Annotated in this window: 21 protein-coding genes and 1 pseudogene; 6 read left to right on the top strand and 16 right to left on the bottom strand. The window is 46.8% G+C overall.

The features are described 5' to 3' along the window. Positions 1-83: 83 nt before the first annotated feature. Entirely contained in the window at positions 84-1,004 is a 921-nt protein-coding gene (locus OQJ86_RS15825) for a siderophore ABC transporter substrate-binding protein (protein ID WP_104034842.1), read from the bottom strand. A gap of 202 nt (positions 1,005-1,206) precedes the next feature. Between OQJ86_RS15825 and OQJ86_RS15820 the strand changes: the two genes are divergently transcribed. The 3 genes from OQJ86_RS15820 (at position 1,207) to OQJ86_RS15810 (ending at position 4,854) form a co-directional block, all read left to right on the top strand. Continuing rightward, positions 1,207-2,148: a LysR family transcriptional regulator gene (locus OQJ86_RS15820; RefSeq protein WP_038868905.1), complete on the top strand. Its 942-nt coding sequence runs from the start codon at positions 1,207-1,209 to the stop codon at positions 2,146-2,148. 135 nt (positions 2,149-2,283) lie between these two features. Continuing rightward, a complete protein-coding gene (locus OQJ86_RS15815) occupies positions 2,284-4,302 on the top strand; it encodes a TonB-dependent receptor domain-containing protein (RefSeq protein WP_265988342.1) in 2,019 nt (672 codons plus the stop codon). A gap of 117 nt (positions 4,303-4,419) precedes the next feature. After that, a complete protein-coding gene (locus OQJ86_RS15810) occupies positions 4,420-4,854 on the top strand; it encodes an EamA family transporter (protein WP_033004842.1) in 435 nt (144 codons plus the stop codon). A 147-nt stretch (positions 4,855-5,001) separates the two neighbouring features. Here OQJ86_RS15810 and OQJ86_RS15805 read toward each other — a convergent pair whose 3' ends face one another. The 7 genes from OQJ86_RS15805 to OQJ86_RS15775 all read right to left on the bottom strand — a co-directional run bounded on the left by OQJ86_RS15805 (position 5,002) and on the right by OQJ86_RS15775 (position 13,142). Further along, positions 5,002-6,156 (bottom strand): winged helix-turn-helix domain-containing protein, encoded by a 1,155-nt coding sequence (locus OQJ86_RS15805; RefSeq protein WP_265988341.1) that lies wholly within the window; start codon positions 6,154-6,156, stop codon positions 5,002-5,004. 41 nt (positions 6,157-6,197) lie between these two features. Further along, positions 6,198-7,382, bottom strand: a complete 1,185-nt coding sequence (locus OQJ86_RS15800; protein ID WP_009706552.1) for a multidrug effflux MFS transporter — start codon at positions 7,380-7,382, stop codon at positions 6,198-6,200. Further along, positions 7,379-8,008 (bottom strand): recombinase family protein, encoded by a 630-nt coding sequence (locus OQJ86_RS15795; RefSeq protein ID WP_265988340.1) that lies wholly within the window; start codon positions 8,006-8,008, stop codon positions 7,379-7,381. Before OQJ86_RS15795 ends, OQJ86_RS15800 begins: the two co-directional genes overlap by 4 nt. Before the next feature lie 192 nt (positions 8,009-8,200). Continuing rightward, positions 8,201-9,208 carry a LacI family DNA-binding transcriptional regulator gene (locus tag OQJ86_RS15790; protein ID WP_265988339.1) on the bottom strand — a complete coding sequence of 336 codons (1,008 nt, stop codon included), beginning with the start codon at positions 9,206-9,208 and terminating at the stop codon, positions 8,201-8,203. 257 nt (positions 9,209-9,465) lie between these two features. Then, complete coding sequence (locus tag OQJ86_RS15785) at positions 9,466-10,551, bottom strand: porin (protein ID WP_017634480.1); 1,086 nt, start codon at positions 10,549-10,551, stop codon at positions 9,466-9,468. Positions 10,552-10,728: 177 nt separating this feature from the next. After that, a complete protein-coding gene (locus OQJ86_RS15780; protein WP_038894599.1) occupies positions 10,729-11,745 on the bottom strand; it encodes a nuclear transport factor 2 family protein in 1,017 nt (338 codons plus the stop codon). A gap of 101 nt (positions 11,746-11,846) precedes the next feature. Beyond that, positions 11,847-13,142 carry an MFS transporter gene (locus tag OQJ86_RS15775; RefSeq protein ID WP_265988338.1) on the bottom strand — a complete coding sequence of 432 codons (1,296 nt, stop codon included), beginning with the start codon at positions 13,140-13,142 and terminating at the stop codon, positions 11,847-11,849. 338 nt (positions 13,143-13,480) lie between these two features. Between OQJ86_RS15775 and OQJ86_RS15770 the strand changes: the two genes are divergently transcribed. The 3 genes from OQJ86_RS15770 (at position 13,481) to OQJ86_RS15760 (ending at position 17,316) form a co-directional block, all read left to right on the top strand. Next, positions 13,481-15,022: a sodium:solute symporter gene (locus tag OQJ86_RS15770; protein WP_265988337.1), complete on the top strand. Its 1,542-nt coding sequence runs from the start codon at positions 13,481-13,483 to the stop codon at positions 15,020-15,022. Between the two features lie 11 nt (positions 15,023-15,033). Then, entirely contained in the window at positions 15,034-16,404 is a 1,371-nt protein-coding gene (locus OQJ86_RS15765; protein WP_265988336.1) for an L-serine ammonia-lyase, read from the top strand. An 81-nt stretch (positions 16,405-16,485) separates the two neighbouring features. After that, a complete protein-coding gene (locus OQJ86_RS15760; RefSeq protein ID WP_265988335.1) occupies positions 16,486-17,316 on the top strand; it encodes an SDR family NAD(P)-dependent oxidoreductase in 831 nt (276 codons plus the stop codon). Positions 17,317-17,442: 126 nt separating this feature from the next. Here OQJ86_RS15760 and OQJ86_RS15755 read toward each other — a convergent pair whose 3' ends face one another. The 8 genes and pseudogenes from OQJ86_RS15755 to OQJ86_RS15720 form a co-directional block, all read right to left on the bottom strand. Next, positions 17,443-17,679, bottom strand: a complete 237-nt coding sequence (locus tag OQJ86_RS15755) for a hypothetical protein (RefSeq protein WP_265988334.1) — start codon at positions 17,677-17,679, stop codon at positions 17,443-17,445. A 315-nt stretch (positions 17,680-17,994) separates the two neighbouring features. Beyond that, positions 17,995-19,140 (bottom strand): cyclopropane fatty acyl phospholipid synthase, encoded by a 1,146-nt coding sequence (gene cfa / locus OQJ86_RS15750; RefSeq protein ID WP_039974041.1) that lies wholly within the window; start codon positions 19,138-19,140, stop codon positions 17,995-17,997. A 7-nt stretch (positions 19,141-19,147) separates the two neighbouring features. After that, positions 19,148-20,053, bottom strand: coding sequence for a 4Fe-4S binding protein (locus OQJ86_RS15745; RefSeq protein ID WP_265988333.1), 906 nt, complete (start codon positions 20,051-20,053; stop codon positions 19,148-19,150). 12 nt (positions 20,054-20,065) lie between these two features. Beyond that, positions 20,066-20,866: an anaerobic sulfite reductase subunit AsrB gene (gene asrB, locus OQJ86_RS15740; protein WP_265988332.1), complete on the bottom strand. Its 801-nt coding sequence runs from the start codon at positions 20,864-20,866 to the stop codon at positions 20,066-20,068. Beyond that, positions 20,866-21,887: pseudogene (gene asrA / locus OQJ86_RS15735) on the bottom strand (anaerobic sulfite reductase subunit AsrA). The gene asrB and the pseudogene asrA overlap by 1 nt, the downstream one beginning before the upstream one ends. Positions 21,888-21,912: 25 nt before the next feature. Continuing rightward, entirely contained in the window at positions 21,913-22,704 is a 792-nt protein-coding gene (cobA, locus tag OQJ86_RS15730) for a uroporphyrinogen-III C-methyltransferase (RefSeq protein WP_265988330.1), read from the bottom strand. Continuing rightward, positions 22,701-22,859, bottom strand: coding sequence for a hypothetical protein (locus OQJ86_RS15725; protein WP_265988329.1), 159 nt, complete (start codon positions 22,857-22,859; stop codon positions 22,701-22,703). The genes cobA and OQJ86_RS15725 overlap by 4 nt, the downstream gene beginning before the upstream one ends. 256 nt (positions 22,860-23,115) lie before the next feature. After that, positions 23,116-24,837, bottom strand: a complete 1,722-nt coding sequence (locus OQJ86_RS15720; RefSeq protein WP_265988367.1) for a diguanylate cyclase domain-containing protein — start codon at positions 24,835-24,837, stop codon at positions 23,116-23,118. Positions 24,838-25,059: the final 222 nt, after the last annotated feature.

The following is a 25,059-nucleotide window of genomic DNA, read 5'->3' as shown; positions in this document are numbered from 1 at the left end:
TATAGGGTGATAAAAACAACAATGCCCTTTCGCACCGTGAAGTGGGAAAGGTCATCTTTTAGAGTGAGACTGAACCGAGTCTGTTAGTTTGCAATGACTTGGTTCAGCTCTTTAATCATGGTTTGCGTCGATTGGTAGCCACCTGCGGTTAAGTACCAAGCTGCTGGGTCCATAAACAGCACGCGGTTGTTTTTCGCCGCCGGTGTGGACTTGACAAGATCGTTGTCGAACAGCTGTTTTGCTTTACCACTGCTCTGACCGATAGCTTGTTCGCGGTCAAGGATAAGCAGTACCTCAGGTTGCGCATCAGCAATGTATTCGAATGAAATCAGGTTACCGTGAGTGCGTGGTACAGATTTCACGTTCTCAGAAGTCGACGTTGCAAAACCTGCTTCTTCATACACGAATGAGAAACGGCTGTTAGTGCCAAACATCGCCAAGCTGTTACCGCTGTTTGAGACGGTCAGTGTGCGTGGTGGCTGAGCTTCTACTTTTGCGTGCAGATGATTAATTTGTTCTTGAACGCCTTCAATCAACAGCTCTGCCTGCTCTTCTTTGTCGAAGATGTCACCCAGCGTACGCCAGTGTTCTTGGGTTGTTTTCCAGTAGTCGGTAGTGTCGATACGGAACATGTAAGTTGGCGCGATGTCGCTCAGATCCTTGTAGATATCTGCCATGCGACCTTCCGCGATGATTAAGTCTGGTTTAAGCATAAACAGCGTCTCGAAGTTCACTTCTTTCACGCTGCCCGTGTTTGCGAACGAGTCGATTTGGAATTTTTCTAGTGACTTTGGCAGCAGCGTCTTTGGCATGCCGACGGGTGTTACGCCCAAAGCATCAATGTAGTCTAAACTGCCGTAGCCCAATACAACGACGCGTTGTGGTACGCCATCAATGTCTACAGTGCCCAAGCTGTGTTGGTAGGTTTTAGCCATTGCCCCCATAGGAGCCAATGCAAGCAGCAAAGCTCCCGTTGCTACGCGAAGAGAAGTTTTACCAAACATAATGATTTCCAAAAGGTGCGATGCAATCTCGCAAGAGTGCCTTAAAAACAAATAATGCTTTAAAAAATAGAGCGCGAGATTAGTCGTAAAGCGGTATAACTTATTTGATTAAAATCAAATAAGAATGATTATTGATTGCAGACACATTAGCAGATAGTCTATATGCAGCAACAGAATTAGCGGAATAGTGAGTATTCAAAAAATGAATTTAGCTCAAGTCGACTTGAACTTATTGTTTATTCTCAAACACCTACTTGAAGAGAAGCATGTTTCCAACACCGCGGTATCGCTCAATATGAGCCAACCATCGGTGAGCCGCTCTTTACAGAAACTCAGAAACTTGTTCAACGATGAGCTGTTAGTACGTACTGCACACGGCTATGAATTGACCCCAAAAGCGGAAGTGATCAAGCAAGATTTGAACACGGTGTTAACTGGGCTAGAAAAGCTGATGTACGGCCAGTCATTTGTGCCAGAAAAGAGCAACGGTACGATCCGTTTTTACGGCTTGGTTCCGCAGGTGATTTTCTTACTGCCACCGATTGTTTCGCGTATCCGCGAAGAAGCGCCGAACATGATTGTCGATATCGATTCCATCCCGAAACGCCATTTCGATTCGCTGATCGCAGGGGATGTGCATTTTGTGCTCTCAACCGCCGAGCCACCTAGCTCTGAGCAAAATTTGTATCGCATGAAAATCGCCAATCGCGACTACCGATTCCTAATGAGCGAAACTCATCCACTTGCCCATGTTGAGGAACTGACGGTGGAGATGCTGCTCGATTGCAACTTCGGTCAAATCTCACTTCAAGGTGGCAAAACCCTGTCGATTTATCACCGTTTTGTTGAGCTTGGTGTGGTGGATAAAAAGCGCCAATTATCGATTCCTGTTCAGCTTTCAAACTTCAACGCTGCGCCAGCGATTGCCGAGCAAACGGATGTGATTTTCCACTTGCCAACGCCGTTTGCACAAGACGCTTGTCAGGGCAGAAAATTGATCACCAAAACCGTACCAAAAGCGATTCGAATGGACAGTGAATCGGTCTATTTATACTGGCATAAGCGCTATCATAACGACCCGATGTGTAATTGGGTTAAGTCATTGTTCAAGGAAATATATGGCTCAACTGAGGCTGAATGGTAAAGAATATTATTATTCATTTTCGACATAGTGGTAATTAATCCTACAAATGCTCGGTTGCTTGTCTTCGTCAAATAAAGGTTATTTAATGCGAACCATTATCATTATAAGTTCCATTAAAATTTATAGGTTTTTACCATGTCGAAGACGACTCCGTTTGCGCCAAAACCATTAGCAGTGGTGATCGGTGCGCTATGTACCTCTTTTTCCGTCTTTGCTGATACAACGCCAATCGAAACCGATGAGCAGCTTGTTGTAACAGCAACTCGTACCCAGATGGAGCTGAAAGACGCTCCAGCTTCTATGTCGGTGATCACCGCTGAAGACATCGAAAACGATCCAGGCATCACGCTGGCGGACATCGTGTCTAACGCAACCAGCGTGGAGTCAGATTTCGACAGCACACGTGCAGGTCGTCAGCAAATCTCGATTCGTGGTATGGATTCGAAATACACACTGATCATGGTAAATGGCCGTCGCATGAGTTCGGCAAGTGCGATCGTACGTGGTAACGACTTCGATCTTTCTGCGATCCCAATGGATTCAATTGAGCGAGTAGAGATCATCCGTGGTCCTATGTCGGCGCTTTACGGCTCTGACGGTATGGGCGGTACGATCAACATCATCACTAAGTCACCAAGTAACGATTGGAGCTCTCAGCTCAGCTTAGACAACACCACGCCAAACGATGGCAATGGTGGTCAAGAGTACACAGTGGGTCTAACGACGTCGGGCGCTTTGATTGAAGACACACTCTTTGCTCGCTTCTCTGTTTCTCAAACGAGTCGTAATGCGTGGCAGCCATACTCTGGCGAGAAAGGCAGCATTGATCGTGAAGAGGTCACTGCACTTGAAGATCGCGATAGTTTAGCGATGTTCGGTACGCTTTCATGGCATTTAGCGGACAATCAATTTATCGATCTTGACCTTGGTTACAGCGACGACGAGCGTGATACCGCTGCCGAAAGTGGTACTACGGTTCTGTTCTCGGAGTCTCGCGTTAAACGTAATAGCCAAGCGCTATCGCATACTGGTTTTTGGTCTTGGGGTGATACGCAAGTTCGTTACTCACGTGAAAACGTAGAGAACATTGAAGCGGCAAACGATGGTGCTGATTCAATTGAAGAACTAACACAAATTTTTGAAGCATCAGCTACGACTTACCTAGGTGAAAGCCACACTGTGACGTTTGGTGTGGACTACCAAACTAGCGAGCTGACCAACCCAGAGCACATCGTGGGTAACAAAGCAGAAGCTTACCAAGGTGCGGTATTTATCCAAGACCAATGGGAAATGACCGATACGCTGATGGCAACCATTGGTGGTCGTTTAGATAAGCACGAGCACTACGGTGAAGAGTTCAGCCCGCGTGTGTACCTAGTACACCAAACAACGGACGACTTGGTACTGAAAGGTGGTGTGGGTAAAGCGTTTAAGGCACCAACCATGACGCAAAACCACCCAGATTTCTCGATGAGCAGCTGTAAAGGTAACTGTAACATCGTAGGTAACGAAGATCTGGAAGCGGAAACCAGCGTGAACTACGAGTTCTCGGCGCTATACAGCGGTCGTAACTGGAACCTTGAAGGCGCGGTATTCCGTAACGAAATCGAAAACCTAATCGAACAGACGGACATCTTCTGTGAAGTCGGTACGTGGTCGAGTGCAGTGATGAGCTGTATTGATGACAATGGCGACCCAATCGATCGTGAACTGTCTAACCCGTACAAGTCTTACCAAAACGTATCGAAAGCCGTTATCCAAGGTGTGGAGCTAACCGGTAGCATTCAGTTCAATGAGCAATGGGCGATGTCTGGTAACTACACTTACTTAGACACCGAAGATAAGTCGACAGGTGAAGAGCTGAACGAGCGTTACAAGCACTCTGCATTTGCACGCCTAAACTGGTACCCAACTCAAGATTTGAACCTGTTTGCGAGCGCACGCTACCGTGGTGACCGTAAGATTGACTCTCAGCTAACGCAAGACGCTTACACCACGATGGATTTAGGTACGGTTTACCATGTGAATGACGCACTACGTATTCGTGCTGGTATCACCAACCTAACCGATGAAAGTGTATCAAGAGAGCTAGAAAACATCGGTTATGTTGAAGCACCGCGTACTTACTATGTTGGTATGACAGCAGACTTTTAAGCTCTAGTTACAGACTGATTCGATTGGATTTAAGTCGAATTTAATCGAAGCAAGACATGGCGTTGCAGTACACTCTGTAACGCCTTTTTTGCTTTTAGGGATGAATAGGAAAAGACAATGCTTCAAACTTCTTGGTTATTTTGGGCGCTCATGTCGGCGGTATTTGCGGCGATGACCGCAGTGTTGACCAAACTTGGTGTGGCGAACATCAACTCTGACTTGGCGACCTTTATTCGCACTTGCGTGATTCTTGTTTTGGTTGGTTTGATTGCTTACGCGACCAAGCAGTTCAGTGCCATTGGAGAGATCTCGACCAAAGGCATGGTGTTCTTGGTGCTTTCGGGTTTGGCGACAGGTGCATCGTGGCTGTGTTACTTCCGTGCAATGTCATTGGGGCAAGCCTCTCAAGTTGCGCCGATCGACAAACTAAGCGTGGTGCTGGTGGCCATATTCAGTGTAGTTTTACTGGGAGAGAAGCTCAGCATGGTCAACTGGATGGGGATTGGCTTGATCACCGTTGGCGTGATTTTGGTGAGCCTACAAAGTTCTTAAAGATCATTGTCACCTAAATATCTTGTCTCTTGGAATAGCGAGAGACGGATGTAATTCAGAATCGATATGCAGAGTGCACGGGGTTCAAGAGAACAGTTTGGTTTCTCAGCACTTTGCTCTTCGATTCTTCGAGCACTGTTCTTTTCATTACGCCCTTTGCGCTACTTTCTGAATCACAAACGCTTGGCACTGATTAAACTGAGCGAAAGCGTATAACTCCTCTTCTAAGGCGACGAAAAACGCTTCTCTGTCTTTTAGCGAAGGCTCGGTGACTAGGTTAAGAACGTTCAGCGTTGAACTGGTTTTATCCACTTTGCAGTCGGCGCGCGCGACCAGCTTCCCATCCCACAAAATTGGCAAACAAAAGTAACCAAACTGGCGTTTTGGCTCTGGAACATAACACTCTAACAAGTAATCAAAGTTGAAAATTGCGTTGGCGCGTTTTCGTTGGATAAGCAGGTTATCAAATGGGGAAAGGATTTTAGCGCGTTTGCGGTTGAGCCGTTTGTCGAGCAAGCTCAGCGCATCGCTACAGGCATAGTAAGCTGAATTGTTGATGCTAATGGCTTCAATCTCACCCAAATCGACCAATTCGGACAGAGCTTGTTGTACAGGCTTTTTAACCCCTTTCAGTAGGTAAACCATTTCAGGCAAAGTACCGAACCCATGAGATTTCAGATAGTTGAGGACTAAGAATCGCGCGTGTTCTTGCTCGGTTGGCATCGATGTATCAACGTCTTGAGGCAGAACATGTGAGGTTAGGTCGTACACTTTCTGGAACCCACGACGTTCGCTTATCATCAAATCGCCCTGCATGTATAAGTTCTCTAGGGCACGTTTGGTTGGCTTAGTATTCCAGCCATCGGTCTTATGGTTGGCGGATTCGAAATCCTTTGCCATCAATGGGCCTTCTTGCTCAATTCTCTTCAAGATAGACGCCATCAAGTCGTGGTCTTTTTTGTACCAATGCTTTTGCTGATCGGATTTGATCGCCGCTTTGCGAGGTAAGCTATGACGGTATTGCGACATAGGTAAATACGCTGCCGCGTGAGACCAGTATTCGAAGACTTTCTTTTCTGCCACCAGTTGGTCTAGGTGCTCAAGTTGGTAGCTTGGGTTTCGGCTCCACAAAGTATGATGGTGAGCGCGCTGAACGACAGAAATCGTATCAATCTGCACATAGCCCAGTTGTTCAAAGACGGCTAAGGTCTTCGCTTTGGCGCTGCCTTTGTTGCTTGTTAGCGGCAACCCTTGAGAGAGCAGAGCCAATTTTTGTGCTTGAGCAAGATTGAGTGATTTCATGTCGTTATTTGTATTCCTTGTTACTTTATTTTGCCCGGACTCTATTGCTCGGAAGGTTGCTCAGTGGCAAAGCCTCGCAGAACGTTGGTCAGTGTGATGGTCGCAAAGACCACAATCACCAATGACAGATGCCACGCTTGGCTTAATCCGAGTTGCACCAATGCCATACTCACAATCGATGACACCACCATTTGGCCACCGCCCGACATCGCCGCAGCTGCACCTGCTTGTTTCTTATAGGGTTGCATTACCATGGCTTGAGCACAAGGTAGAGCGATGGCATTGCCTAAAATCATCAGCAGTTGGCCAAGCATTAAATACAGCGGCTCTACAGGGCAGAAGAACAGCCACGCTGCGGAACTTACATGCAGGATTGGCGTGACTAATAGCATCTTCTTCGTGCCGATGATTGGGCGCACACGGTTACAGATACTGGTGCCGCAAATCATGCCGAACGCCGGAATCAGTGCCCACATCGCGTATTGATCGGATGTCATGCCGATTTGGTTTTGCATGATGAAAGGCATCACCGAAACGGTCGTGATCATCAAGCTGAAGTTAAGCCAACCGATACTGGCAAAGCTCATAAAGTAACGAGAAGTCAGTAGGTCACGATATTGCAGCAGCATCTTCTTCGGTGATGGCAACGCAGAGGTTTGTGTGATGGTTTCTTGGAAGCGAAATACGATCACAGTCCAAGCCAACAATACATAACCCAACAACGAGATAAACACCATAGTCCAGCCGAAGTGGGCGTTAATGAAACCACCAATAACAGGAGCAACTAACGGTGTGATAGAGGCCGCCATCGCAATGTAGGACAAAGCGACAGGGAGCTCAGGGCCATTAAAGCGGTCGCGAGTAGACGCTCGGGCTAACACCGCGCAACAACCTGTGCCTAAACCTTGCAGAAAACGACCTGCTACCATGCCAGTGAAAGTGTGGCTTAGGAAGATGATCATCAATAGGCCGAGCATGGCAATCAACAAGCCAGCTAACAGCACCTTTTTGCGGCCTAATGCATCGGATACCGGGCCATAGATAAACTGAGACGGGCCAAAACCAAGTAAGTAAACACTGACTAGTAGCTGAGCTTGGTCGAGGGAAATATCGAAATCTTTGGCGATCCAAGGCAGGGATGGGAACACCAAGCCCATGCTGAGCTGACCAACACTGATGATTAGACACGCCAGCAAGATGGTTTTAAATTCAATCGGTCGGCTCATGATTTTTCACCATCGCCACGGCGGCGCAGGCTTCCTTCTTCATCAAATTCATTCAGTTTGGCTTTCACACGTTTGACGGTTGATAAGCTGACTTCGCATTGTTCTGCGACGCTTTGTAGCGTATTGCCTTCCAGAAGCAAAGTCGCAATGTGCTGATGCTTCGCTTTGTCTGCAGGGCGACCTCGGAATTTTTGCTTCCACATCTGTGGGTCGTCTTTTAGTGCTTTTCGGCCTTGTTCTGCGGCGAACAAGCGATGTTGCGTTTGTACTTGCCCGTAGCCAGAAAGCAGCGAAAGCAAGGTTTGCGTTTGTACGGAACCAGGTTCAAAAATCAGTGGCTCACAAACGGTTTTTAGGGTGACACCTTTATTAAGCAGAGTTTGAATAGTGCTTAGGGCTTGGCTGAAGTCTCGGCCAAAGGCGGTTAGCCACCAAAGTACAACGGTGTCTCCAGATTGCACCGTAGCTAAGAGTTGTTGAAAAGCTTGTCGCTCGGCTGGTGGCGTGCAGCCGCGTACCTTGTCCTCAAGGTGAACTGCTTCTGGAGCAAAGGCTTTCAAAGCGTTGAGCTGCTCAGGGTAAGCCCGGTTTTTGGGGGAGTGCCGCGTATAGAGAAAGGTAGCCATGGGTGCAATGCGTCTCTTGAAATTGGTTCATATACTGTAATGGTCCATAAATATACAGGGGTTCATTAATAACCACAACACCAAATGAACCATTGGCTCGAAATCTTAGAAGTATAAGTAAAAGATGAGAGGTAAGAGAAAGAAGAAATGAGGAAATAAAAAAGCCAACCGCTTGGGTTGGCTTCTCTGGAACTAGGCTTTGGTGGTGCTGCGCTCTATCAATTTGACTGGCACCATCATCTTCACCAAGCTGCTGTTTTTATTGTTGATTTGATCAACGATAATTTTCACACACTCACGCGCCAGGCGACGGAAGTCTTGGCGGAAAGTGGTCAGTTGGTAGCTCAACCATTCCGTTTGTGGAATGTTGTCGAAGCCGATGACTTTCAGATCTTGAGGGATGCGAATACCACACTCAATACGTGCAATATCCATTACCGCCATTGCAAGGTTGTCGGTTGCACAGAACACGGCTTCTGGACGATCCTTATCGGCCAGCATAGCACGTACTTTATCCAGTGAACTTGCGTAGTCGTAGCTCGCTTCAATGATGCGTGGTGTTTTACCCGTCAAGTCTTCAAACTCAGCGCTGAAGCCACTTTGACGCTCGTCGTTGGTAAAGGTTGGTACTTCACCCGTCAGGTAAACCGCGTTTTTCACCCCACTTTCGTGCAGCAGTTGTGCCGCTTGTTGACCAGCTTCGTAGTTGTCACTGATAACGTAACTGCTCTTAGTGCCTTCTACGACGCGCGCATACTGAACGATAGGGATATTGAACTCTTCACACTCTTCATACAGTGATTTGTTGAAGGTAGCGGAAGCGGCAATAACACCATCTACGCGGTATTGGAAGATGTTCGGGATTGAGTGGTTGTCTTCATCATCCACTTGCCATGGAATCAACACCGCTGAGTAGCCTTGCTTCTGCAATTCACTTGAAATCAATTGAAGTGTTTTCATGTGGATAGGGTAGTCCGCATCTGGGAATACCAAACCGATCAACTTAGATTCGTTGGTGGTCAAGCTACGTGCAAAAGCATTTGGACGGTAGTTTAGGGCTTTCGCGGCTTCGAAGACCTTTTGCTTGGTCTTTTCAGATACTGAGCTGCCCAGAACAAACACACGCGATACAGTAGATTGAGAAACGCCAGCCAGTTTGGCAACGTCCTTCGATGTTACGGTTTGTTTTGCAGGATTCATGTGAGTTGATTCATAAGTCAGTTTAACTGTGACTAGGTTAACACAAATAGGTACGTAGTCATAAAGAGAAATAAGCAAGATTTAAGTAAATAAAGGGTTAGATTGTCTTTGGTGGCGCAATTTGGGTAGTACCCAAGTCACATTTCATGTTTTGCATATGAAAAAAGCCTTACCCAAAAAAGGTAAGGCTTGCTCTTATTTCCCATTTCCACTAAATCGAATAAGTTACGTAACCGGAATAACTTATCTCGTGGTTATCAGAAGTAGTAGCGAATACCTGCCGCGAATTGATCATCACGGTTTTCGAATTTGCTGCCATCGTACTGATCTTTACCTAGGTCGAACTGGTATTCAGTCCAAACTAGGAATTTGTTCTTCTGGAAGTGGTATTCAAGACCAGGGATCAGCAAGTTACGCTCATAGCCTTGTGTCTCGTCACCGCGATCTTCCATGTAGTTGTAGTTCAACGTTGGGCGTAGGCCGTTGTCGAAGTGGTAGTAAGTGTAGATTTCGCCACCTAGGGTATCGAACATTACGTCCGTACCGCCTTGGCTCACTGCTTCCCAGTTTTCGCCAACGTGGAAAGTCGCACCTGCGTAGAAGCCACCGTTGCTGTAGTTTGCGCCCAATAGCATGATGCGCATGTTGTCGCCGTTTTCTACGCCAACTACGCTTGCGTCTAGATCCGCAACTTCATTTTGATGGTAAGCCGCACCAAGTGTTACGCCATCAACCGGTTTGTAAGTGATCGACGCACCCATGCCGTTTTTCAATGAGGCTGTCGCATTGCTTGCTAGAGCAACATCTTCACGCGTGGTTTGGTAAGTAAAGCCGTAGCTCACTTTTTCATTGATTGAATTACGGTACGTGATTGAGTTTTCTGCACGACCAGCACCGGATGCGATACCCCAGTCAGCTAGGTTGTAAACACCTGAGCCACGAGTACCGAATACACGACCTAAATCGGTGTACCATGCTACGTCGTAGAAGGTAGACCACTGCTTAGTACCCGCAGCAATCTTGCCGTATTTTTCGTGATCAACACCTGCGTATAGCAAGCGGTCGTAAATGTTGTCGCCGTTCGCGCCAGAGTTGTAGCCCCATTCCGCGTGACCGAAACCAGTCCAGCCGTTATCCAGACCCATTTGGCCTTTCAAACCGAAACGTGAGCTGCCGCTGTTCCATTCGCCGTTGTCATCACCGCCACGGTCTTGGTAGCGAAGATCGAAACGGCCATCGATGGTTAGGCTGTCGCCAGCGTCATTAACAAAAGTGTGTGCAGCAAAGGCTGAGCTAGAAGTAAGCGCTGCTAAAATCACTGCAGAAAGGGTCGACTTTTTCATCATCAATCTCATTATTCAGGGCGCAGAAAGCCACCGTGCGTTCATGCCCGTTTTGAATAAGGGTTCAATCTTGAGGTTGTGCCCCATCCTTGAGGCACGAGTTGGGAGCATGTCGCCTGAACCGAGAGGGGATTCAGGCAACATAAAGGCGGGTTGACAATCCGCCCCTAGGACTTCTTATAGAGAAGGGTTTAGGATCTGTTGAGTACGCTCGAACACGTCTAGACCTTGCTGTTTTAGCCAGTAAGGAAGGTCGATCAGTACCCAGTTCTCAGATAGCTTGTCGCCGTCACGGTAGTAAACGTCAACCACTTGCATGTCTGCGCGTACTTCACCACCTGTCATACCTAGGAAACCACCGATTGGCGTGTTAGATAGGTTTGGCCAGCCGAAGAAACAAGAGAAGTTACCTTCTGCGAAACGACATACGTGGCCGTTAAACTTCTTGTCTTTCAGGTTGTTACGGAACGGCAATTGGTGCTGCTGTTGGTAACGAGGAATTGTGTAAGACGCACCGATACCACATGGACCGTACCAGATCATGTCTTTAGACCAGCTCTTCTCAAGAACTTCTGGTGGGCAACCCATAGCGCCGCTGTCGTTTAGTGCAGATAGGTCATCAACCATCTTGTTCACTAGTGCTAGTGTTGCTACGCCTTCTTCTGGTGCTGCGTCTTCGAACAGTAGACCGTCGTGGTTACGAGGGCCAGGGTATACGAAGTGCTTACCTGTTGATGGTGGTAGTGGGTAACAACCCGCTTGGTCCATCGCGCCTAGAAGGTCTAGGAATAGGCCAGTCTTAGTGATCTTGCCGTTTTCAACACAGTTAAATTCTGCGTAACGGATGTTCATGATTTTGCCAGTTGGGCGCATGCCTAGGTATTCAGCGTCGAATAGACCCATGAAGTGACCCATGCTCATTACCCAGATTTCACCTGATGTTACTTCGTTCTCACCACCGATGAAGATGTCTTGACGACGCTGCATGCGAGTCATTGATTTCATCAAAGGAGCCCAGAAAACGTCAGCCGCTGCTTGAGCGCCTTGTTGCTCACGGAATGGGTAAACACCACGCCATAGGTAATCTTCTGAAGTGTGTGCTTTTAGTACTTCTGCCACGTTCTCGTGAGTTGCGTTTTCGATTGCGCTGAAGTATTCACGTACAACGCGTTTCGCTTCTTGATATTTAGACATAATAAACTCTCTTATTTGCTGTCGAGTCGGCTTTGGGAACAGGACTCGAAATTAAGTTTTTTCATCCGGCCGGGGAGCCAGCCGGAGTTTTTGAAATTCAGTTACGCTTTTGCTGCTTCGGCTTTTTTGTTCTTATCGAACACGCCGCCTTTTAGTGTCTCTGGCAGTGATAGCCATAGAAGACCAGCAAGGATCCATACGATTGGTGAACCCCACATTGCGGTTTGTAGGTCGGTACGCTCTTGGATGAAGATAAGTACCATTGGTGCCCACATACCGAGGATACGACCACCGTGGAATAGCGCCGCGCCGTAGCTACGTAGGTGTGCTGGGAACAGTTCTGAGAAGTAACCCCCCCATACCGCTGAAGAAGACAGGCCGAAGTTGTAAATCAGACCAAGTAGAGCCAGCATGTTTAGGCCGCCAATCACCATGTCGCCAGGTGCAACAAAGAAGATTGAAACCATGATGCCCGCTAGGATGAAGCCAAATGCGTTCACCTTACGACCGAATTTGTCCGCTACCCAACCCCAGAACCACGCACCAAACAGTGAACCAAATGCTGAGATAGAGAAGATGAGACCGATGGTTGCACCGTCGAACATACGTACATCACGTAGGTAAGTGGTTACGAAGCCACCAAAGAATTGGAAACCGTAGAAGTTAAGGCCAGCCAGTAATAGACACGTTAATGTGATCTTACGGTAAGGCTTGCTTAGCATTTCGCCCCAAGAGCCTTTTTTCGCTGGTGCATTTGATTCTTCTGCTTTTGCTTGCTCTTCTTCACCGTAAGCGATCACTTTGCTGTCGCTAGGTAGTACAAAGATCATGACAACAGCTGCTACCAGTGGTGGGATACCACCTACAAGCATTAGGCTTTCCCATGGTGCATCAATGCTTGCAATAAATGCTGCATACGCACCCATTACCATCAGTGCTACAGAGAACATAGAAGACGCGAATGCCGTCAACTTACCACGTACCGTTGGCGTAAATAGGCCGATCATTAGGCTTACTGCCACGGTGAAGTAACCACCCAGTGACAAACCAATGATGAAACGCATTGCTGCCCATGTTGTGTAGTCGGTGAACATCATATTGATGATTGTTGCGCCACCGTTTAGGGCTGTGATGGTAATAAGAGTGGATTTCTTACCAAATTTTGTTGCGAACCAAGCACAGCTCAATGCACCGATGAGTGCACCAACCGACTGCCATGTATAGAACTGGGCAGTGTCTGACAGGCTAATACCATCATACGCCTCAACGATGTATGGGCGTACGTAGTCAATAATTACAAAGTTATAACAATAGAAAAAGTAACCAACCAGTATCGCTAGATAGGCAGCTACCCTTTGAATCATAGGAACTTCGCTCATGTGTCTTTTGGCATTCATGACCGATAAACCTCTATTTCACTTAGGATTTGTTGCTATTCAAACTTAATGAGCACGATCTTATTTGGATCATCTTCGATTTCGTGTCGGGGTGAATCATAGTTTTTTTAAGGTTATTAGATCCGTGATCAAAATCAATTTTAAAATGAATGCGTACCCATTTTGTGGGTTTTAGTGACAAGGATCTCACTAATCGGCGTTTTTGGCGATTTTGAATACATTTTCGCCTATATTGGTGATAATAATCACACTTACAGTGGGATTGTCGTTTAAAAATGCCTTTTTACAGTAATATCTGGGCATAATAATTAGCTACCCAGAATTAGGAAAACCTTAAAATGGTTACGTACTCAAGTTTTGTGGTGATTGCGTTATATGTAGCAATTACCATACTAATCAGCTATTTAGTGAATAAGCGCTACAGCAAAGGTGGCGACTTTTCCACGGGAGGAAAGCAATTTGGCTGGTTTACGGCAGGTGTTTCGATACTTGCGACTTACATTAGTGCGATGACGTTTGTAGGGATGCCTGGTTGGGTTTATAGCTCTGGCATGGAAGCGATGAGTATTCACCTTAACTATCCCATCGTTATCTTTTTCACTGTCATTTTCTTTGTGCCTGTCTTTTATAAGCTGGGTCTGACTTCGATTTATGAATACCTTGAGCACCGCTTTGGGGTGTATGCAAGAACCTTCAACTCGATTGTGTTCATTGTGGTTCAATGTATCTCTGCGGGTGTGATTTTGTATGCTGTGGCGCTGATCTTAGTGCAAGTTCTGCCTATCAGTATTTCTGAAGCCATCATCTACATCAGTATTTTCACCGCTTGCTATACCTATGCGGGCGGGATTTCCACGGTTATCTGGACCGATATGTTGCAATCTGCAGTATTGGTTGCAGGCTGCATTGCTATCTTTGCCATTCTACTGACAGAGATTAATGCGGCAGATTACCTTTCTCGTGATCATCTGAATATCATCAACCTAGATTTTGATTTGGGCGTGGATACCACACTCTGGGCTGGCGTGGTTGCCGTGAGCTTTTTGCATTTGAGTGTGTACGGCACCAACCAATTGATCATCCAACGCACACTAGCGACGAGATGTGAAAAAACGGCGCAGAAGTCGATGCTGTTGTGTGGTTACGGTGCGTTTTTTGTGTATTTGTTCTTCGCGGTACTCGGTGTTCTTCTAAGTGTTTTCTATCAAGATCAATCGTTTGAAAACAGCAACGAAGTGATTTTGGATTTCGTCTTCAACCACACTAACCCAATCGTCGTTGGTTTGATCATTTCCGCATTGGCAGCGGCCGCAATGTCGACCTTAGATTCGACCTACAACTCGATGGCGACCGTCGCAACGTTCGATATCTACAAGCGTTTCGTTCGCAAAAGTGCCGATGATGAGCACTACGAAAAAGTCGCAAGAAAGATGAGTTTGCTTGCGGCGGCCATGGTGGTAGTGCCAGCTCTTCTCGCAGTATCGAATGAATCGGTACTCAAAACCATCGCTAGCCTGACTTCTATCTTTGTTGGTATCCGTTTGGGTTCATTCGTGCTTGGTTTATTCTGGGCGAAAGCTAATGAGAAAGGCGTGATCGTTGGCAGTATCATGAGTGTGATTGCGGTGTTTACTGCGATGTATCTCGACGTGGCTTGGCCGTGGTTCGCGCCAATTGGTACGTTTGTCTTCCTTTTGTTTGGTGTGTTAGTGAGCCGTCGTTGGGGCGCTGTGACTGCCGAGCAACAAGTCTTTATCAATAATCAAAAACATCTTTTTGCAAAGCCAACCGCAAGCCATTACGGGCTATTGGTGTTCGCTGTGGCGACCATCGCCGCTTGTATGGTTCTCCCTGATTGGCTTTATGCTGCATTGTCGTAATAGGTAAGTTTATGCTGTCCATCTTTGATATTTACAAGATTGGTGTGGGCCCTTCTAGCTCTCACACCAATGGTCCAATGATCGCGGGTTACCACTTCGCTCGTTTGATTGAATCGAACTTGGCAAAAGTGGTTCGTATTCAAGTCGATTTATATGGCTCACTCTCGTTAACGGGGATTGGTCACCATACAGACCGTGCAACGATTTTGGGTCTGTTGGGTAACAAACCAGATACCATCAAAATCGCTTCTGCGAACAAAGCGATGCGCAAGGCGATTGAAGAGGGCATGATGTCTGTCGATGGCCGTCATGAAATCGAATTCAACTACAAAACGGACATGTTGTTCCATGAAGAGAACCTTCCTCTGCATGAGAATGGCATGACGATTACTGCGCTCGATGCGCATGGCAATCAGGTTGGGTTTGAAACTTACTACTCTATCGGTGGTGGTTTCATCGCAACAGCGGATGAATTGCAAAATGGCAGCGCGACTTCACCCGTAGAAGTTGAGTTCCCATTCTCCAGCGCGGACGAAATGTTGGCACAGGCTGAGAAGAACGGCATGAGCCTCGGTGGCATGATTCTGAAAAACGAACAAGCGTTTCAGGATATGGAAGCCATCAATCAACGCGCAGAACAGATCTGGCGTGTGATGACGCGTTGCATGGAGCGCGGTTTCGAGACAGAAGGTATCTTGGATGGTGGCTTGAACGTGACCCGCCGTGCGCCAAACTTGCTGAAGAAGCTTGAAGCAAATGCAGCAATCGAAAACGATCCAATGGAAATCATGGATTGGATTAACCTGTTTGCTTTTGCTGTAAGTGAAGAAAACGCGGCTGGTGGACAAGTCGTAACGTCGCCAACTAATGGTGCGGCGGGTGTGATTCCAGCGGTATTGATGTACTACCATCGTTTCATCAAAGAGCTCGATACCAAACAGCTTAAAGACTTCCTTGCTGTATCGGGTGCGATTGGCATTTTGTACAAAACCAATGCGTCTATTTCGGGGGCCGAAGTGGGTTGTCAGGGCGAAGTTGGTGTGTCTTCTTCCATGGCAGCAGCTGGCTTGACCGCGCTACGTGGCGGTAGCAATGAGCAAATTTGTATTGCGGCCGAGATCGCCATGGAGCACTCACTAGGCATGACTTGTGACCCAATTGGTGGCTTAGTGCAAGTACCGTGTATTGAGCGTAATGCAATGGGTGCAATGAAAGCGATCAATGCTTCTCGCATGGCATTAAAGCGTAATAGTAAATGTTTGATATCGTTGGATAAGGTGATTGAAACCATGTACCAAACGGGCAAGGACATGAACAAGAAATACCGCGAAACGTCACTGGGTGGATTGGCTTTGATTCACCTAGCGCCGCCTTGCGAATAGGCTCTGAGTCCATACTCTTCTCTCTGATTGGTTTCAATTGGCATATTGAAATCGCCTCTCATCCACTTTGTTTACTTTGGTGTGAGTAAATACTCTATTGTTAGCGAGTTGTTATTTATTTGGGCGCAACAAGTTCAAACATCTACTGGATTAGAGGAATTGCATATGTCGTTGAGTAATAAAATTGCTATTATCACCGGGGCTGCATCAGGTATTGGATTAGAGACGGTGAAGCTATTTCTTGAAGAGGGAGCCAAGGTGGTTGCTGGTGATATTTCCCCATCAGAAGGTATTTTGGAGATCAGCCGTTCGAACCCCAACTGTACTTTTCAACTTTCGGATGTAACCGAACCAAATGCACACTCGTTGTTAATCGAGACCGCGGTAGAGGAGTTTGGTGGCCTTGATATCTGTTTTAACAACGCAGGCATTATAGGAGACACCTCAACCCCTGCCGCTGAGCAAGACATGACCATTGCTGATAAGGTTTATGAAGTTAACGTGCGTGGGGTTGCGCTAGCGATGAATGCTCAGGTTGCTCATTTCTTGAGTATCAATCATTCAAATCCGGTTATCATAAATACCGCATCGATAGCAGGAAAAATAGCTGTGCGAAACAGCGCACCTTATGTGACTTCCAAGCATGCTGTTGTCGGATTAACCAAGGCGTATGCCGTCGATTATGCAGAAAAAATCAGGATAAATATGGTTGCTCCAGGGGTTATTGCTACATCAATGATAGAGAAAGATGCAGACCAAGAAAGAGCAAGAAAAACGATAGAATCACATCCAGTTGGTAGAGTTGGACAACCAAGAGAAATAAGCGAGCTTGTCGCGTTTCTAGCTTCTGACCGAGCGACCTTTATCAACGGTGCATATTTTAATGCAGATGGTGGTTATTTGGCGGTTTAGGCTTTACGACTACAAAATTTAAGGGCGTTTGAGATACTTTTCAAAGTGATACCAGAATGAAAAAAGCCGATGCACTGATAAGCATCGGCTTTGTTTTTTTGGTGTGACTGAATGAGTTCGGTGGGTTTATCGCAATAGGAAGTAAGGCGTATTAACGTAAGCGTGTCCCGCTGAAATCGCATAAGGCAGTACGACTTTACCAACAGAGACCGCGGTGTTTAGCAGTGGTTGAACGTTGATATTGGCATTCATCAAAGTAGGGCGAACGTTGGGAGCCAAGCGATAGTGGCTTGGAGTGGAAACGCAGCCAGAAAGTGTAGACGTAAATAGCAGTGCAATGATGATTGATTTGATAGTTTTCATAATGGTGACTCTCAAAAATAGTATTTTGGCTCTGGTTTTGGTTATCGGGATGAGCCTTGGTTGAGAGGAAGATTGCCTGAGTCGAACGAACGTCACCATCAATGTAAAACAAGTCATAGCGCGCAAGACTAAAAGTAATACTGGGCGTTACTAAGTATTAGGTTTTGCAAGTAAGGTCGTACTAAATGCCCCCTAGATGGGTTGTTTAGTGCTTTGGAAGGAAATAGAAAACAGTAAAAAAAGCCAGAATGAAACCGCCCATTCTGGCTAGGAGCCAAACGAAGGTGCTCAAAACACAATCTGGAGGCAGATTGCTTACATGGAACGTACGGTCAATGGTCGGCGGCGACCAATCTTAGTTAGGGCAAGCTGCCATAAACTCAAATCTCGTGAGCGAAATGCGCCAGCACAGCTGAGCAAGTAGTATTTCCACATGCGGTAGAAATCTTCACTGTAATCGCCTTTGATCTGATTCCAAGAGTGTTGGAAGTTAGAAAACCAGCACATCAGGGTTTTGTCGTAGTCTTCACCGAAGTTGTGCACATCTTCGATATTGAATCGATCTTCCATCGCCTCTGCGAGGTTCTTCATCGATGGAATAACGCCATTTGGGAAGATGTATTTCGAGATCCACGGGTCCGATGCGGTAGTGCTGTGGTGTGAACCAATGGTGTGTAGCAAGAACACTCCATCGTCTTTCATGAAGCGCTCCGCGCACTCGAAGTATTCCGCGTAGTTCTTTGGCCCCACGTGTTCAATCATACCAATCGACACTAGGCGATCGTATTGCACGGTGGGCTTGAACTCGCGGTAGTCCTTCAAAATGAAGTTGGCGACGACGCCATTTTCTATCGCCAGTTTACTGCCGAGCTTTTTCTGCTCTTTGGATAGAGTCAGACCATCGCAAATCACGCCATACTTCTTCGCTGCGTAAATCATAAAGCTGCCCCAACCACAGCCAATATCGAGGATACGCATTCCCGGTTGTAGGTCGAGCTTACGACAAATCAAATCCATCTTGTGCTCTTGCGCTTCGTCCAGCGTTGCTGCTCGATTCCAGTATCCACAGGTATAGGTCATGTGCGAGTCGAGCATTTTTTGGTAAAGCTTATTGCCGATGTCGTAGTGGTGCGGTACATCGAATTTACAACGTTCAATGCTTTGTGGGTTAACCCAGCTTTTCAGTTTTAACTTCGCAGCGGAAGAGGCGAACTTGAGCTTTTCAGCCAGTCCTAATTTGCCTTCAATATCGTTTAAAAGTACGCGCTCAAAGAACTGATCCAAGCGGCTGCAATCCCACATCTTGGACATGTACGCTTCCCCTAAACCCAAGGAGCCTGACTGCATCACAAGCTCATACACTTTTGGGTTAAACACTTGGATATCCCACGGTTTAGAACCATTGATGGTGATACCTGCAGGGGCTAACGCCTCTTTAAACATTTCTTCTAGTTTGTTCATACTATGCCTATTTCACGTGCATGTTCGCTACGTATTCATCTTCTGCCCAATACATACGTTCGGCGACTTTGGCTTCCGGATTTAGGCTAACGCCATCTAAGACGCGCTCTCTAAAACGCAAGTAGCCGCCTTTATCAATCAGATGTCCCATGTGGAGGTAAATCGGCTTACCGCCCAACATCTCTTTTTCAAATTCGAACAGATTGTCGATGACAGGGTGTAGGACGTCTTCCGTTACCCAATTGAGGAACATCTTGCCAACGCGAGGGGTCTTCTTCGAAGTTCGACCGCCCAGTTTGACCATGTAGAATTGTTTTGGATCTCGACGCCAAGCCAGTGTCGGACAAGCAAGCACACATTCGCCGCAACCAATACAGCGATGACTTTCGAAATTAATCTTGGCGATACCTAGGATGCCAAAATCCGCCATATTGGCTTTGGCACAGTCGTTCGGACAGCCTGCCATGACCATTTTTAAATGGTATTTGCTAGGGTAAACGTGACGCTCCATTCGCTGTGCCAAGCCAGTCGTATCGGTATTAGCTTTCTGGCAGATTCTACTGCCCTGACACGCGACGATATTACGCCCACCAATCGACTGATAACCTGCTTGTGTGTCTTCGACATCAATGCCGCACGTATCGACGGTGATGTCTTTGATGAAGGGCTCCAGCGCTTTGTTGACCTCTGGAATGTCTTCATAACGAATGCCGGGCATCGCCAGTTTTTGCCGCGTTGTGAGGTGAATGACACCATTGCCCCACTTTTCGGCGATCTCTTGCGCGACACCGAGTAAGTAAGCGGGCATAATGCCGCCCGGAATGCGCACGCTGATCATGCATTCGCCACGCACTTTCGATAGGCGGTAATCGCCATTGGCGCGCATTTTGATGATATCTACGTCCATCGTCATTGTTATTTCCTCCTAATCGATCATGGTTCTAGCGTGGTCATAACGGAAAACCGGACCATCCAAGCACACGTATTTGTCGCCAATTCGGCAGTGACCGCATTTACCAACTGAGCAAGCCATTCTGCGTTCGTAGTCGACCCAAATTTGATCTTCTTGAATGCCTCTGGATAAGAAGTCCTGCACGACAAACTTAATCATGATCGGTGGGCCCACTACGATGACGCGGATGTTCTCTTTGTCTGAGAGGTCAAGCTTGCTGATGTGCTCGGTGACCAGGCCGCTCTCATAGAAGTGTTCGTCGCCACCGTCATCCAAGGTGGTGATGACGTGATTGGAGTAAGACCAATTCAGCAAGTCGTTTTTGTACAACACGGCATCTTGGTTTTTGAATCCGAGGATCAAAGACATCTTCTTCACATCACTTGGGTTGTTGTGAAAGTAGTTAATCAGCCCTTTAACCGGAGCAACGCCAGTGCCGCCCGCGACCACAATGAGGTGTTTATCTTGGTATGCTTCCATCGGGTAGCCGTTGCCCATTGCGCCGCGCATCATCACGCGATCACTGGCGTTTAATTGGAACAGCTCGCTGGTTAACTTGCCGACATTACGTATCAGCAAGTCGACGTAACCTAAGCCGTAATCGGAGACGGAAATAGGAGCTTCACCCACAAGGGATAAACCTACTTCGACAAATTGTCCGTAGTGCACCGGAAAGTCGCAGGCAACGCGAAAATTCCATTCCAGTTCGGTGTGCTTTTCGATATGAATAATCGGGTAGCTTTGCGGCAGCATTTTGTTTTCACAATCGCACATTAGAGCGCCTCCTCTACAATCGATGTCATCTTGTTGATGATGTTGCTAAATGAGATGTAGTGAGGGCATCGGTCGTCGCAGCGTCCGCATCCAACACACATATGGTGTTCGCCTTGGCGAGACTTAAAGTCGTTGAGCTTGTGTAAGGCGCGATAGCGTAAGCGCTCTCCAGTTTTATGACGGAAGCTGTGACCGCCTGCCATATCCGAGAAGCCATCAATCATACAACTGGCGTGTTGGCGGCGACGTTCACCCACTTTGGCTTCTTGGTTGTAAACCACATCAAACACGTTGAAGCAGGCACAAGTCGGGCATGAAGAAGTGCAGCGACCGCAACCAATGCAGCGTGAATCGTATTCTGACCACACTGGATGGCTGAGTAACACTTCACGTACTTTCGTTGGGTCATCGCAAACTGAATCTGGCGTGCGGACTTTGACCGGATTGGACTTGATGAAGCCGAAGCTGACGCTGTGCTCAACGTCTTTGCCTTGTGAAAAATACGGTGTCAGCTTTGGATCTTTAATAGTGACAATGGCGCCATGCTCGCTAAATTGAACTGAAGCAGCAAAGTTGTCGGTTTTGTTGGTGCCCATAGAGACACAAAAGCAGTTTTCGAAACTTTCGCTGCACTCAATCAGCACGAGTTTGAGTTTCTGGCGCAGACGTTTGTAATAGAAATCTTCGTGACCGCCGTTTTCTAAAAACATGTAATCAAGACTTTTGAGCGCATTGATGTCACAAGCTCTGAGAAACAGAAACACAGGACGCGCGTCGACACTGGATTCTCGCAATTCGTCAGCGTTAAACCAAAACAGGGTTTCAGTGATCGGAAAGACGATCTCTTTGGGTGAAAAGTGGCTTTTCTCTTTCCACTCCAGTTGGTCGTAACGTTCTAATTCTTGGTAATCCAAATTTGGGGTATGGGCAAAACGACCTGCGTATTCTTCATAGACGGGCGCCATCACCTTATAGCTCTGACGTAACGCCTCGATCGCTGAGTAGTTAAAAACTTAGGCATTGCTCTATCTCGTTATTTTTAAAAACTAATGAATCGTGCGTTCTAAACAGGGCTCGGCGGTGGACTCAAACCATTCCAGTGACTGCGAAAGGGAAACCACGTCTCCAACCACTATGATTGCTGGCAGTGGTGGTTTTTGCGTTTTGCAGGTTTCATATAGTCCGGCTAAGGTAGTAACGATCTTGTTTTGATTTTCTCGTGTTCCATTGCTGACGATGGCGCAAGGTGTATCTGGCGCGAGACCGTGAGCAATGAGGTTGTCTGCAATCGCTTCTGCTTTGTGTAGCCCCATGTAGAAAATAAGGGTGTGGTCGATGGCGGCAAGTGCGCTCCAATTCGGTTCGCTAGCATCATTACAGTTTCGTCCCGTTACCAAGGTTACACCCCTCGAAACTTGTCTATGAGTGACCGGTATCCCCGCGTAAGCGCAGCACCCAAGTGCCGCAGTTACACCCGGTACAACCTCATAGTTGATGCCTTGCTGTGTTAAATAGGTCGCTTCCTCACCGCCTCGACCAAATACAAACGGGTCACCCGTTTTTAGGCGACATACCGTGAGACCTGTGATTGCGTAGCCCTTCATCATTTCGTTGATTTCTGCCTGAGTTTGCGAACATTTACCGTAGTGTTTACCCACGCAGATTTTTAGGGTTTTTCGTGGGATGACGTCCAAGACTTCTTCCGAAACCAGATGGTCATAAAGCACGACGTCAACGCGATTAAGCAGACGAAATGCTTTAATGGTAAGCAGCGACGCATCGCCTGTGCCTGCTCCAACCAAATAAACCTGACCATAAGATGGATTGGATGCCTTCATGAGAAAATACCCCAAATCAATACAACGAATACGATGGCGGCAATAACCCAACAAAGAACCTGATGGACGTTATCGCTGACCCAACCTAGTTCTTCTAACATCTCGCTAGTCAGGTCTAAATTTATCTGCTCTACGTAATCGTCCAGTTCTTTCATTTTCAATTGGCTTCGTGCAATCCCCTGATGCATTTAAGGTTATTGATGAGAGCCGTTAAGTTAAATCAAAGAAAAATAAACACCTGTTCAGAACTGATTAACAAGAGGGTATTTGGGAGCAGAATTTGAGTCGCTTAAAAGACGGAGGAAAGAGAGAAATGTCGAGTCAGGCTTTGTGACTTAACTAACTGTAATAGAAATAAAAAAGCCAGAGCACTGTCTGCTCTGGCTTTGTCGTTTTTGGGAAAGAAAAGCGTTATGCCGCTTTGAGGTGGCAGACGCGATTCTTGCCCAATCTTTTTGCTTGATAAAGTGCTTTGTCAGCTTGCTCCACTACATGGTGATAGCTGGTTTCTAATGGCGTAAACCCAACACTTGCCGTAAATCGCACATCGCCACAACCCAATGTGAGATGGCTTCTTTGCAGCGCGGTTAGGAAATTATCCAGCTGATGTTTGGCATCAAACTCGTCATTTGCTTGGAACATGATGGCAAACTCTTCACCACCATAACGCGCTAAACAAATCCCTTTTGGTTTAGGGAAGCAATCGCGTATCACTTCTGCAGTCTTTTGGATGACTAAATCGCCCACTGGATGACCGAATTTATCGTTGATGTATTTAAAATTATCAATGTCGACCATCGCGATAAAACGGTTCTCTGAATGAAGCTCTCTCGACACTTTTGCTGCTAAGCACGCTTTGTTTTCGAGTTGCGTCATTGGATCTTGATGGCGCAAACGGTCATGCAATTTCAGGTTTGCCAACGCTACTTGGGCGTAGTTTTGAATCAAGCTCAGTACGCATTTGTAGGTTGGGAATCGGCAACTGACGTAAGTCACGCCAAGTAGCTCTCGTCCATCAAACAATGGAATGCAGTAGTGGTTACTGTTGATCTTGAGCTTTTTCGTCAGCTCGTCGCTGTACTTCCTCGTTCGGTAAGTCAGCGCGCTATGAGAAAAACGCGCTGCGAGTTCCGCGTTGGTTAACACCAGTTTTTTATTGCCATGATAATCGAGCGTGTAGAAGCTGTAATTCAAGCTGTCGTAGACACAGAACTGTATGCCTCTGTGGTAGCAAAAACGATCCAAGACATGCTTGAGCTGGGTTTTGAACTCACCAACGCTCTCCGTGCCATTTAGGCTGGCTAAAGACAAATGCAGTTGGTAAGTGAGGTAGTTGATTCCAATGGCGAGTGCGAGTAGAGAGGCAATGACACCGGCGGTTAGCGTGAACGGATAACTGCTGTTGAGGATGTCGGCACGGTCTGTCCCTGCGACAAACACCCAGTTTAAGCCGTTGTCTGCATCGAAGACCGAAATTTTGAAGTTATCTTGGTAATAGTATTCGTGCTTACCAAACAGTAAGCCCGATGCGACTTTATCGCTGATACCGCCATGATAACTCACTGAATAGTCACCGATGCGGCTTGGATCTGGATGGAATACCAAGCGTTCTGTATCTCTGTCTACGACAAACACATAACCTTTATTCAATGTTTTAAGACCACGCAATTGTTGAGTGGTATGAAGAAGATCGAACTCAAGCCAAAGTTGGTATTTCAGATTTGGGTTGGCGTGCTTGATGGCGAATACCCAGCGTTGCTGTGGGTTTTGGTACAGCGAAGAGATAGAGAATTTATCGCTGACAGTATCCAGTTTGTGCCATTGAATTGCGCTGGTGTCTGGTTGTTTTATTTGACCAGATAGGCCATAAGCGATGCTGTTGTTGGATTTGGTATAGAGGATATTGGAGTATTGCGGAGAATAGTCGATGATGCCTTGGCTTAGTTCACGGAAGTCAGGATCATTGAGGTCTTGTTTACTTGCTTTTAATGCGGTTTCTAGAAGATAGAATTTGCTGAAAGCCGCTTCGATTTGGGAGTGTATCAGCCGTTCTGCAGTGATGATATTGGTCTGTGATTGCCGATAGACCATCGACTCGGAATCGACTAACTGAGCGTAAGCCAGATAGACCATGAAGCCTGCGAGTAATAGCAGGTAAGGCCGCAGAATGCGGATTAAGAATTTAGGTAAAGCCATATGCCAAATAACGTTGTATATATTATAAATGTGATTTGGCTAACAATATTAGATTAGTTTCACTTGTGCATCAATGCGTATGGGCTTTGTTGCTTAATTCGGTTGGAAGACATGGCAGCCCCATGTTGAGCAGTTCTTAAACAACATGCTGAGTTTCAG

The sequence above is a fragment of the Vibrio sp. Sgm 5 genome (genome assembly GCF_026241575.1).
Lineage (GTDB): Bacteria > Pseudomonadota > Gammaproteobacteria > Enterobacterales > Vibrionaceae > Vibrio > Vibrio jasicida.
The sequence above is the reverse complement of the archived record's forward strand: the minus strand, read 5'-3'. Positions and strand labels throughout refer to the sequence as shown.